Below are 7,349 nucleotides of genomic sequence, written 5' to 3' on the forward strand. Positions count from 1 at the left end.
CCCGAGCCCCAGCCCATCACCCCACCGATGCGAACGAGCGCCGTCCCGGCCGCCCCGAGGAAGCCGTCCGGCGCCGAGCCCGCCGCTCCCGACACCGCCACCTGGCCCGTGGACACGTTCCAGCTGGACGCCCGGCGGCACCTGTTCCGTATCTCCTCCGGGCTCGCCACCCTGGGGACGCTCGAGCCCGACGTGGAGTGGCGCATCGCGGAGACCACCCCGCTCGGCGCGCAGGAGCGCAACCAGCCGATGCCCACGCTCTTCTACCGCCTCACCGGCGGGGGCGTGGCCGCGGACGCCGCGGTGGGAATCGTGTCCCGCAAGCAGGAGTCCCTCCGCGGGGCCTCGGGGCTGATGCTCTTCACCGTGGGCGCCCCCACCTCGGTGGACAACCTGCCCGAGCGGTACGTCACCCTGACGAATGGGAAGACGGGCCACACCCGGCGCCTCACCGTCCACCCGGAGTGGATGACGGCGGGCGTGGAGCGGGCCTTCCTCCTCACCGGGCTCGAGCCGGAGGAGACCTACCGGCTGACGGTGGAGCCGGTGGGCGAGGGCGCCTTCCTCCTGGGGCGAGCGCGCGGCCCGTCGCTGGCGGTGGCCTGCGTGCAGCAGGTGACGGAGGACGACCCGTCCGGGCTGTCGCCGGCCCGCGCCGGGCGCTTCCTGCTGACGCCGGACGCCGAGGTCCGGCTCAACGGCATGCGCGGGCTGCACTGCGGCTTCGTGGACGATGACGCCTCCGACAACGAGGGCGCGGTGCGCGTGCGCGTGGAGCGTTCCCGCTCCCACACGGCGGACCGGCCCGCCGCGGCCAGCCGCACGGCCACGGCGAAGGCCTCCCTCGCGACTCGGGGCCAGGCGTCGAAGGTGGCCCCGACCGCCGCGGTCGTCCCGGCCCAGGAGGCCGCACCCGGCGAGGAGGCGACGCAGGAGGGCACGGCGGCGAATGCCTACGCCCGGGGGCAAGCACTGTTCCGCGCGAAACAGTACGCGCACGCGCTGGCACGCGCCCGCGACTGCCTGAAGCTGGCGCCCGAGCACGCCAACTGCCTCCTGCTGGCGGGCTCCGCCTCGGCCCGGCTCGACCGCTTCGAGGACGGCGCGAAGTACTACCAGCGCTTCCTGGAGGTCGCCCCGGCGGACCACCCCCAGGCCAGCATGGTCATCCGGCTCCTCCAGGAGTACGAGGGAAAGTAGCGCTCACAGTCCGCGACGCATCGAGTCAGGTCGTTTCCTCCCAGGGGCTTGGAAAAGCGCGCGGGGCTCCCGTAGAAAGGTGCTCGCATGACGCCCTTCCGCTTTTCCCGCGCCCTGGCGCTGCCGGTGCTGCTCGTCGCTTCCGCCTGCGGTGAGTCCGAAGAATCCATTCCCGTCCGGACCTGCGAGGTGAAGCTGACCTACGCGCCGCAGCAGTCCGTCCCGAGCGGCGTCTCCGTCGTCGGCGAGTGGAACGGCTTCTCCTCCAGCCGGCTGAAGATGGAGGACCGCGGCGACGGCGTGTTCACCGCGCGGCTGGAGGGGCTGGAGCCGCGCGACTACGGCTACCGCTTCGTGGTGGGCGACAAGGAGATGCTGGACCCGGAGAACCCGTACTCGCGCTGGGTGCGCGCGGACGAGTACTCGCGGCTGCAGGTGCCGGACTGCCGCCAGCCGGTGCTGGAGCTGCGGCGCTTCGAGGCGACGCCGGAGGGCGCGCTGAACGTCGAGGTGGCGTACGTCGACGGCACGGACGAGGCGGGCCCGTCCCGCGAGGACATGGTGCTGACGCTGGACGGCGAGGCGCGTCCGGACGCGTATGACCCGGCCACGGGCCGCTTCGTCCTGTCGGAGACCGGGCTGGCCCAGGGCAAGCACCACGTGAAGGTGACGGCGAAGGACAGCGCGGGCCGCGCCTCCGAGCCCATCTACCTGCCGTTCTGGGTGGAGCCCCAGAAGTTCCGCTGGGAGTCGGGGATGATGTACTTCGCCTTCACCGACCGCTTCCACAACGGCCGCGGGGACAACGACGCCCCGGTGGCGGACGTGGACCCCATCGCCAACTACAACGGCGGTGACTTCGCGGGCATCACCCAGAAGATCGAAGAGGGCTACTTCGACGCGCTCGGCGTGCGCACGCTGTGGGTCTCCCCGGTGGACCAGAACCCCGAGGGGCGCTTCATCGGCACCGGGGGCAAGTACTACGCGGGCTACCACGGCTACTGGCCCAGCCAGCCGCGCACCACCCAGTGGCGCTTCGGCTCGCTGGAGGAGCTGCGCGCGCTCACCGCCGCCGCGCACAAGCGCGGCATCCGTGTCATCGCGGACCTGGTGCTCAACCACGTGCACCAGGAGCACCCCTACTGGGTCCAGCACCAGGACGACGGCTGGTTCAACACCTCCGCCAGCTGCGTGTGCGGCAGCGAGTGGTGTGACTGGGAGGAGAAGCGCCTCGTCTGCAAGTTCACCAACTACCTGCCGGACTTCAACTGGCGCTCGGCGGACATGGTGGACACGTTCATCGCCGACAGCCTGTGGTGGCTGGAAGCGGCGGACTTCGACGGCTTCCGCCTGGACGCCGTGAAGCACATGGAGCAGGTGGCCGGCCGCACGCTGCGCGCGAAGCTGCGCGACATCACCGCCATGACGGGCACCGAGTTCTACCTCGTCGGGGAGACCTTCGTCGGCGCGGACGGCCGCTCGCAGATTGCCCGCTACATCAGCCCGCGCGAGCTGGACGGGCAGTTCGACTTCCCCCTGTACTGGCCGGTGCGCGAGTCCTTCGCGGACGGGCAGAGCCTCCAGCGGGTGGACGAGGCCGTGCGCGCCAACGAGGTCTTCTACGCGCCGGGCACCATCAACTCGCCGTTCCTCGGCAACCACGACGTGGCGCGCTTCATGTCCCAGGCGGCGAAGCAGCTCGAGGGCGAGGGGGGAGACCCGTTCAGCCCCAACCGCCCGCCGCCCACGGTGACGGACCCGGCCGCCTTCGAGAAGCTCAAGTACGGCTTCGCCTTCGTGCTCACCCAGCCGGGCGTGCCGCTCATCTACTACGGCGACGAGATTGGCCTGCCGGGCGCGGGAGACCCGGACAACCGCCGGCCGATGCGCTTCGGCGACAGGGTGGAGCCGCTGGAGCGGGAGGTGCTGGAGCTGGTCCAGAAGCTGGGGCAGGCGCGCAGGGAGCATCCGGCGCTCCAGACGGGCGACCGCCACACGCTGCGCGTGGAGAACGACCTCTACATCTTCCAGCGGACGCTGCCGGACGGGCACGGCGCCATCGTCGTCATCAACCGGAGCCCCCTGCAGCGGCCTCCGCTGGAAATCGACGTGGTGGGCGGCCTGGGCCGCCTCAATCCCAGCTACAAGGACGTCCTCAGCGAGCGCACCGTCCAGATCAACGGGACGAGCGTGGTGCTGGAGCTGCCGCCGCGGAGCATCTCCGTCTACGTGCCGGCGCAGCGACACATCCCGTAGCCGCACCCGGTGCGGTCGGGCGTCATGGTGGGGGAGGGGGGGCCGCCCCTTCCTCCGGTAGGCACTGCTACGGCTGCTGCTGGCTCTTCCCGTGCTTGTAGAAGAGCACGAGGGTGTAGCAGTGGAACTCGTTGTCGGACGACTGACACACGACCCGGTCGACAATCTCCAGGTCCGAGTTGCTCTTCAGCCAACGGGTGACGTTCTCACCCAGCTCCTCGCGCTCCTTCGCCTTGGTGGCGGAGAAGACCTTCACGCCCGTGAACATCGCCTGCCACTCCTTGTGCGGTACTGACAAAGGACAATAGGGGGTTATCGCACGTGATTTCCAGAGGTGTCAAAAACCCGGCTTCCCCGCCCCCTCGACGTTGATCGAGACGGTGCGGGGGTTTGCAGGGCGGGGCGCGTGCCTAGATTGGCGAAGTCGCACCTGGTGTTCGGGGCATTCGGGGCAGGGGCCCACGAGTGAAGGCGGCGGTGGGGAAGGGGGAAGGCCCGTGGACATGAAGACGAAGAAGGACCTCGCGGTAGACTTCATCAACACGATTCGGACGATGGAGCCGACCGCGCTCAACGCGCTGATCGTCAAGGAGGCGGGCGAGGAGCTGGCCCAGTTCTTCCTGAACTACAGCGCGAATCTCATCTCCAAGGACCCGTCGCGGGTGCTGGAGAACACGTCCTCGCTGATGCTGATGGGGTACCTCATCCGCACCTACGAGGAGAAGAACACGCAGGCCAAGCAGGGGACCTTCCAGTCCTACGCCTTCGCCTGAGGCCGGGAGCGGGTACCGCGCGCTCGACAGGCCCCGGGGTGGCCTGTTAGGGAGCGGCGCCCATGCTCATCGACCTGCACGCCCATTCCTACCTGTCCAAGGGGTGCGAGTTGGATCCTCGCGCCGTCCTGGAGCGGGCCGCACTGTTCGGCCTGGACGGGGTGGCCTTCACCGAGACGAACACCCAGGACGGCTGCGATGAGCTGTTCGACCTGGGGGCGAAGTCCAAGCTGAAGGTCTTCGTCGGGCTGGAACTGCTGACGGACCGCGGCCAGTACCTGTGCTTCTTCCCGAAGCCGGAGCTGGCCCCCGAGCCGGTGCAGCTGTGGGGCAGCAACCGCGAGAAGCCGTGGAGCGCCGCCGAGTGCCTGCCCAAGGTGAAGTCCCTGGGGGCGGCCATCATCGCGGCGCGGCCGTATGACCGGGACTCGCAGAACCCGGCCATGGACTACATCCGTTCCCTCAACACCGTGCTGAGCGCGGTGGAGGGCTACAACGCCCGGGTGAAGCAGACGGCCAATGACCTGGCCGTGGAGGCCGCCGAGGCGCTGAAGCTGCCCTGCGTGGGCGGCAGCGACGCGCGCGGCTCGCTGGACGAGGTGGGCCGGGGCGCCACCTTCTTCAAGCGCGACGTGAAGACCCAGGCGGAGCTGGTGGCGGAGCTCTTGAAGGGCGAGTTCTGGCCGGTGATGGCCGGCGAACTGCCGCGCCTCACCCGGCCCGGCGAGGCCCAGGCCGCGCGCAAGTCGGGCGGCGGGGGTGGCCGGGGTGGCGGCAAGCGGCGCCGCCGCTAGTCCCCGGCCCCGAGCGAAGTCACCTCACGGCAGCACGGGCTTTCCGGCCTCCTCGGCGCGGACGAGCCGGCCGTCGGAGAGGAACGCCTTGCGGCGGCCCGTGGGGTACACCCACTCCTCGTTCTTGGCGGTGCCCTCCAGCGAGCGGACGATGCGCTCCGGGGGGCCCCAGGCCATGCGCACCGCGTCCAGGGGCATGTTGGCGACGAGGCGCTTCTCGCGCACGGCGTCGCGCACCGCGGGGGCCAGCGCGTCCAATTGCGCCTTCAAGTCCCGGGGCGAGAGGTACTTGTCCAGCTCGGTGCGGAAGTCCTCCGGGCGCTCCAGGTTGGGCGGCAGCACCAGCATCAGCGGCGGGCCGCCGGCGGGGGCGTCGGCCTCGGCGAGGTACACCCAGGGCCAGGTGCGCGGGGTGTAGAGGACGCGCTCCGTGACGACCCACGAGGTGGGGAACTCCACCTTGGTGATGCGCAGCTTCGTGCCGGCCGGGAGGATGCGCTCCACGGCGCCGGGGTTGATGGGGTTGCCCTTCGTGTCGTCCAGCAGGCGCACGTCCTCGGGCGCGTAGGGCGTCAGCAGGCGCTTGGTGGCGTCCCCGAAGAAGGGGGTGACGTGGACGGAGACGCGCAGATACTGCTCCGCCTCCGGGCCGGTGAGGGTGCTCCCCAGCGAGGCGCGGGCCTCCGGGGGCATCTTGGTGTAGTTGCGGCAGCCCGCGGCGAGCGCGGCGAGCAGGACGACGGAGAGGAGGGAGAGTCGGGTGGTGGGGCGTGGCATGGCACCTCCGCGGCACAGGCGCGGGAGGGTGCCTGCTTAGCTCAGCGGGCGGCCTGCGTCAGCGCCGACGGTGCCTCATGCGCCTCGCGCCGGGTGCCGCCACGACACCCGCGCTGGGGCGGGCAGATGGGACCACGGCCATGCGGGTCGGCGATGAGCAGGAAACGGCCGAGCCCGCGCGCATCCGTCAGCTCCGGGTGACCGCACAGCGCGCAGTGACGGGGAGGACGCTTGGAAGGAGGGAAGGGCACGGGACGCGAGTGTGCGTCCGTCCCGTGCCCGGAGCGAATTTTCGGCCTTCCCCGCCCGGACGCTACGACTTGTCGCCGGCCGCGGCGGCGGGAGCCGGGGTGCTCGTCGATGCGCTGGAGCTGCTCGACGAAGAGGAGGACGAAGAGCTGCTGGAAGAGCTGCTGCTCGACGAGGAGTCGCCGGAGCCTCCGTCCTTCTTGGTGGAGCTGTACAGGTCGGAGTACCAGCCCCCGCCCTTCAGGACGAAGCTGGAGCGGCTGACGACCTTCGACAGCGAGCCCTGGGCGCCACACGCGGTGCACGCGGCCGGGGTCGGGTCGGAGATCTTCTGCAGCACGTCGATGGTCTTTCCACAGCTCTGGCAGGAGTACTCGTAGATGGGCATGGGTGTCTGTGCCTCGTCAGGGTGTTGAATGGGGGGCGTTGGCGAGCAGCTGCTTGCGCAGTCCGGTCGCCAGTCCCAGGCGCTCGAGGGCGCGGAAGACGAGCTCGGCGGGAGCCCCGTGCTTGCGGCCCACGGCGTCCGCCAGGGCGTGCAGGTCGGTGGCACCCGGAACCTCGTCGGCCACCAGGCGCTCCAGCTCCTTGCGGAGCGAGTCCGCGAACTTCCGCTGGATGCCCAGGTCCGCCAGGTACTTCTCGCGGCCGAGCAGATCCAACCGGTGCGTCAGGTGCGGGGTGGCCAGGGCCTCGCGGCGGAAGCGCTCGCGCAGCGCCTCCACCTCTTCACCCAGGCCCAGCACCGACACGAGCCGCTGCAGCTCCGGGGGGCTCAGCCCCAGGGACCAGGCCACGCGGCCGGCGGCCCCGCGCTGATCCGAGTACGCCGCCAGCACCTGCTTGCGCTCCTTGTCCTTCAGCGCGTCCAGCAGGCCATGGTCTCGGAGCACGCCCTCCAGGTCGACCAGCGTCAGCTCCCCGCGCGGGCCGTTGAAGCGCTGCGACAGGTTGCGCAGCAGCGCGAAGCGGTGCTCGGAGGCCTCCAGGCCGGCCTCCAGCGTGGGCTTGCTGGCCAGGCGCGTCAGCTCCATGAAGGACGCGCGAGGCGCCTCCACGCGGGTGAAGCGGCCCCGGGGGCGCGGCAGCTCCCTGCGCGGCAGACCCACATCCTCGGAAGTCTCGAAGGGCTGGCCCTGGCCGTCCTCGGAGCCAGCCTCGTCCGCGGAGCGCTTGCGCGGGGCGATGCGCTCCTGGACGGCGGCCTCCTTGGCGGCCTTGCCCCCCTTCTTGCCGGCCTTGCCGTCGCCATCCGCGGCCGTCGCCGGGGGCGCGGGCGGGGTGGCGAAGGTGGGCACGG

8 protein-coding genes are annotated in these 7,349 nt (G+C 70.9%); 4 read left to right on the forward strand and 4 right to left on the reverse strand.

Going from position 1 to position 7,349, the window contains the following annotated elements; all coding sequences use genetic code 11:
• On the forward strand, positions 1-1,200 hold a 1,200-nt coding region (locus tag HG543_RS49640; protein ID WP_281404549.1), incomplete at its 5' end, for a CDC27 family protein.
• An 87-nt stretch (positions 1,201-1,287) separates the two neighbouring features.
• Positions 1,288-3,456, forward strand: coding sequence for an alpha-amylase family glycosyl hydrolase (locus HG543_RS49645; RefSeq protein ID WP_169351992.1), 2,169 nt, complete (start codon positions 1,288-1,290; stop codon positions 3,454-3,456).
• A 67-nt stretch (positions 3,457-3,523) separates the two neighbouring features.
• On the opposite strand, the gene HG543_RS49650 is transcribed toward HG543_RS49645, so the two are convergent.
• Positions 3,524-3,724 carry a hypothetical protein gene (locus HG543_RS49650; RefSeq protein ID WP_169351993.1) on the reverse strand — a complete coding sequence of 67 codons (201 nt, stop codon included), beginning with the start codon at positions 3,722-3,724 and terminating at the stop codon, positions 3,524-3,526.
• 229 nt (positions 3,725-3,953) lie between these two features.
• On the opposite strand from HG543_RS49650, the gene HG543_RS49655 reads away from it, so the two are divergent.
• On the forward strand, positions 3,954-4,229 hold the full coding sequence (locus HG543_RS49655) for a hypothetical protein (protein WP_163996431.1): 276 nt from the start codon (positions 3,954-3,956) through the stop codon (positions 4,227-4,229).
• A 62-nt stretch (positions 4,230-4,291) separates the two neighbouring features.
• The gene (locus HG543_RS49660; RefSeq protein WP_169351994.1) at positions 4,292-5,023 is read left to right on the forward strand and encodes a PHP-associated domain-containing protein; all 732 of its coding nucleotides are present in this window, start codon (positions 4,292-4,294) and stop codon (positions 5,021-5,023) included.
• Between the two features lie 24 nt (positions 5,024-5,047).
• Here the strand turns inward: HG543_RS49660 and HG543_RS49665 are convergent, their stop codons facing one another.
• The 3 genes from HG543_RS49665 to HG543_RS49675 all read right to left on the reverse strand — a co-directional run.
• On the reverse strand, positions 5,048-5,800 hold the full coding sequence (locus HG543_RS49665) for a hypothetical protein (protein WP_169351995.1): 753 nt from the start codon (positions 5,798-5,800) through the stop codon (positions 5,048-5,050).
• A gap of 313 nt (positions 5,801-6,113) precedes the next feature.
• Positions 6,114-6,437, reverse strand: coding sequence for an FmdB family zinc ribbon protein (locus HG543_RS49670; RefSeq protein WP_169351996.1), 324 nt, complete (start codon positions 6,435-6,437; stop codon positions 6,114-6,116).
• A 16-nt stretch (positions 6,438-6,453) separates the two neighbouring features.
• Positions 6,454-7,349: hypothetical protein (locus HG543_RS49675; RefSeq protein ID WP_246357862.1), on the reverse strand; the 896-nt coding region annotated here is incomplete at its 5' end.

Source organism: Pyxidicoccus fallax (assembly GCF_012933655.1).
GTDB classification, from domain to species: Bacteria; Myxococcota; Myxococcia; order Myxococcales; family Myxococcaceae; genus Myxococcus; species Myxococcus fallax.

Coding starts and splice junctions, on each gene's coding strand:
- HG543_RS49660 (WP_169351994.1), top strand. CDS start 4,292: ATGCTCATCGACCTGCACGCCCATTCCTACCTGTCCAAGGGGTGCGAG.
- HG543_RS49645 (WP_169351992.1), top strand. CDS start 1,288: ATGACGCCCTTCCGCTTTTCCCGCGCCCTGGCGCTGCCGGTGCTGCTC.
- HG543_RS49665 (WP_169351995.1), bottom strand. CDS start 5,800: ATGCCACGCCCCACCACCCGACTCTCCCTCCTCTCCGTCGTCCTGCTC.
- HG543_RS49670 (WP_169351996.1), bottom strand. CDS start 6,437: ATGCCCATCTACGAGTACTCCTGCCAGAGCTGTGGAAAGACCATCGAC.
- HG543_RS49650 (WP_169351993.1), bottom strand. CDS start 3,724: ATGTTCACGGGCGTGAAGGTCTTCTCCGCCACCAAGGCGAAGGAGCGC.